4 protein-coding genes are annotated in these 3356 nt (G+C 44.0%); all 4 read left to right on the top strand.

Annotated features, from left to right (window positions below):
- Window positions 1-126 (top strand): anion permease (locus ACR2F7_RS09545; RefSeq protein ID WP_432713347.1); only part of this gene is annotated, 126 nt, incomplete at its 5' end.
- A 17-nt stretch (window positions 127-143) separates the two neighbouring features.
- Window positions 144-815 carry a succinate dehydrogenase cytochrome b subunit gene (locus ACR2F7_RS09540; protein WP_432713346.1) on the top strand — a complete coding sequence of 224 codons (672 nt, stop codon included), beginning with the start codon at window positions 144-146 and terminating at the stop codon, window positions 813-815.
- Window positions 812-2728 (top strand): fumarate reductase/succinate dehydrogenase flavoprotein subunit, encoded by a 1917-nt coding sequence (locus tag ACR2F7_RS09535; RefSeq protein ID WP_432713345.1) that lies wholly within the window; start codon window positions 812-814, stop codon window positions 2726-2728. Before ACR2F7_RS09540 ends, ACR2F7_RS09535 begins: the two co-directional genes overlap by 4 nt.
- A gap of 29 nt (window positions 2729-2757) precedes the next feature.
- Window positions 2758-3356, top strand: a 599-nt coding sequence (locus ACR2F7_RS09530; protein WP_432713344.1) for a succinate dehydrogenase/fumarate reductase iron-sulfur subunit, incomplete at its 3' end; no start/stop codon positions are given.

Raw genomic sequence — 3356 nt, 5'->3', positions numbered from 1 at the left:
TTTTTTGGTAGTGGTTATGTGGATGTCAAACAATGGTGGATCTACGGACTGATCATTGGCGTTGTGCTCATGGTGATCTGGATGGGCCTTGGTGGTTTATGGTGGAAAGTTACAGGTATTTATTAATCTATAAACAACAATATATGTCTTTACTAAAAAGTACACTTTCACGAAAGAACCTGATGGCTTTAACGGGTCTTTTCCTCTGCTTTTTCCTGGTGATCCATCTGCTGGGCAATTTACAACTCTTGCTGCCTGCAGCCACAGCGGCGGATAGCTTTAACCACTACTCGGCCTTGTTATCGGGAAATATCTTCATCAAGATCATCTCTTATGTTTTGTATTTTTCTCTTATTGCACACTCCCTGGATGCTTTGTTCATCACTTTAAAAAACAGAAAAGCCACCGCTAAATATGCTTTTGATAACCGTAAAAAGGTGAGCAAATGGTATTCGCGTAACATGGGGATTCTGGGTACGGTACTGTTAATTTTTCTAGTGATCCACTTTAAAGACTTTTGGTACGTTTACAAATTTGGTGCTTTGCCCTTAGATAAAATGGGCAACAAAGACCTTTATGTAATTGTAGTCAATGCTTTTAAATCGTGGTGGTATGTGGGTTTATACATTGTTTCCATGCTTGCCCTGGGTTATCATCTGTTGCACGGTTTTAAAAGTGCGGTGAGAACGCTTGGGCTTTACCATCCTAAATATGCTGCTTATGTGCAAACCTTTGGTACGGTTTACAGCTATGCCATTACCATCGGATTTTCTGTAATCCCTGTTTACGTTCACCTTGCTCATTTTGGACTATGAAATTAAATGCGAAAATACCTGAGGGTCCTTTAGAAAATAAATGGAGCCACTATAAAGATCAGGCTAAATTAGTGAATCCTGCTAATCGAAAAAAACTAAATATCATTGTGGTGGGTACAGGTTTATCGGGTGCTGCTGCTGCAGCCTCCATGGCCGAACTGGGTTACCAGGTGCAGTCTTTTTGTTTCCAGGATTCTGCAAGAAGAGCGCATTCTGTTGCTGCTCAGGGAGGCGTCAATGCCGCTAAAAATTACCAGAACGACGGCGACTCTGTCTACCGCATGTTTTATGACACCCTTAAAGGGGGCGATTTCAGGGCTCGTGAGGCTAATGTTTACCGCCTTGCTGAATGTTCTTTAAGTTTAATTGACCAGGCTGTGGCACAGGGTGTTCCTTTTGCCAGGGAATATGGTGGTTACCTCAGCAACCGTTCTTTTGGCGGTGTACAGGTGAGCCGTACTTTTTATGCCCGTGGACAAACAGGACAACAATTATTATTGGGAAGCTACCAGGCTTTAATGCGACAGGTAAACCTTGGCAAGGTAACTTTACACACCAGGCATGAAATGTTAGACCTGGTGCTGATAGATGGTAAAGCTAAAGGAATTATTGTCCGTAACCTTGATACAGGTGCAATTGAACGCTTCGCCGCCGATGCTGTAGTGATTGCCACCGGTGGTTTCGGAAAAATTTATTACCTCTCTACCCTCGCCATGGGCTGCAATGGTTCTGCCATTTGGCGTGCGCATAAACGTGGTGCTTTTATGGCTAGTCCGAGTTGGACACAAATGCACCCTACTTGTTTGCCCCAGGCTGGCGACTACCAGTCTAAGCTCACCCTGATGTCTGAGTCTCTTAGAAATGACGGCAGAATATGGGTTCCGCTGTTGGAAAATGAAACCCGCGAGCCTGGCGCTATTCCTGAAGAGGAAAGAGATTATTACCTGGAAAGAAGGTATCCTTCTTTTGGAAACCTTGCTCCACGTGATATTTCTTCCAGAGCAGCAAAGGAAAGAATTGACGCTGGTTTTGGCGTGGGTCCACAAAAAAATGCGGTGTACCTTGATTTTTCCAAAGCCATTAAAGAGCAGGGCCTGGCAAAGATAAAGGAGAAATATGGCAACCTTTTTTCCATGTACCAGAAAATTACCGCCGATGATGCTTACCTCATGCCAATGAAAATATCACCGGCGGCACACTTCTCCATGGGTGGTCTATGGGTAGATTATGAATTGATGACCACTATACCTGGTTTATTCGCCATTGGTGAAGCTAATTTTGCTGACCATGGTGCAAACCGACTAGGGGCAAATTCTTTATTGCAGGCTTGTGTAGATGGTTATTTTATTCTGCCATATACCTTGGCCAACTACCTGTCTGGCGAGTTAAAAACAGGAAAGGTTTCTACAGATCATCCACAGTTTGAGGCTGCAGAGGCAGAAGTAAAAAGCCAACTATCGTTCCTTGCTGACATTAAAGGTACTAAAACGGCCGATTACTTTCACAAACAATTGGGTAAGCTTTTGTACGATAAATGTGGCTTATCGCGTTCTGCCGCAGGACTTAAAGAGGCTATTGCTGAATTAAAGGTGCTTTCTGAGCAATTCTACAAGGACTTGATGGTGCCCGGTGATGCGCTGGACATGAATGCGGAGTTAGAGAAAGCGGGTAGGGTGGCTGATTACCTGGAAATGGCGAATTTAATGTGTTATGATGCTCTAACCCGTGAGGAATCTTGTGGTGCCCATTTCAGGGAAGAATACCAAACGGCCGATGGGGAAGCTTTAAGGAATGATGACTTGTTTTGTTTTGTTTCTGCCTGGGAATGGCCGGGAGCGGCGCTGGAGCCTGTTCTTCATCCTGAACCGCTTGAATTTGAATTTATTAAACTGTCTGTCAGAAATTATAGCTAAGCAGCTGCTCACCGTAAATAACTAAAAGAATGAAATTACACCTCAAAATATGGCGTCAGAAAGACGCAAACAGTAAAGGCGCACTGGTAGATTATGATTTAGACCAGGTGGATAGCCACATGTCTTTTCTTGAGATGATGGATACCTTGAATGAAAAGCTCATTGTGAAGGGAGAATCACCTGTTGAATTCGACCATGATTGCAGGGAAGGCATCTGTGGTACTTGTGCCATGACCATCAATGGGGAAGTTAACGGACCGGTTTCCGGTTTAACGGTTTGCCAGCTTCACATGCGTGAATTTAAAGACAATGCTACCATTTATATAGAGCCTTTTCGCGCTAAAGCTTTTCCCTTAAAAAGAGACTTAAAGATTGACCGATCTGCACTGGACCGTATTATCCAGGCTGGTGGTTATATTTCTGCCAATACCGGGCAGCCTGCAGAAGCCAATACTTTGCTCATTAGCCATGAAATAGCTGAAGCTGCATTTGATGCTGCTGCTTGTATTGGCTGTGGTGCCTGTGTGGCTACTTGTAAAAATTCAAGTGCTGCCTTGTTTACCTCGGCAAAAATTTCACACCTCGCTCAACTGCCTCAAGGAAAGGTTGAGGCAGAAAAGAGGGTGCT

The sequence above is a fragment of the Pedobacter sp. genome, assembly GCF_045628745.1.
In the GTDB taxonomy this organism is placed as follows: domain Bacteria; phylum Bacteroidota; class Bacteroidia; order Sphingobacteriales; family Sphingobacteriaceae; genus Pedobacter.
The sequence above is the reverse complement of the archived record's forward strand: the minus strand, read 5'-3'. Positions and strand labels throughout refer to the sequence as shown.

Bases quoted from the DNA above. Each gene is read 5' to 3' on its own strand.
- ACR2F7_RS09540 (WP_432713346.1), top strand. From the start codon at position 144: ATGTCTTTACTAAAAAGTACACTTTCACGAAAGAACCTGATGGCTTTA.
- ACR2F7_RS09535 (WP_432713345.1), top strand. From the start codon at position 812: ATGAAATTAAATGCGAAAATACCTGAGGGTCCTTTAGAAAATAAATGG.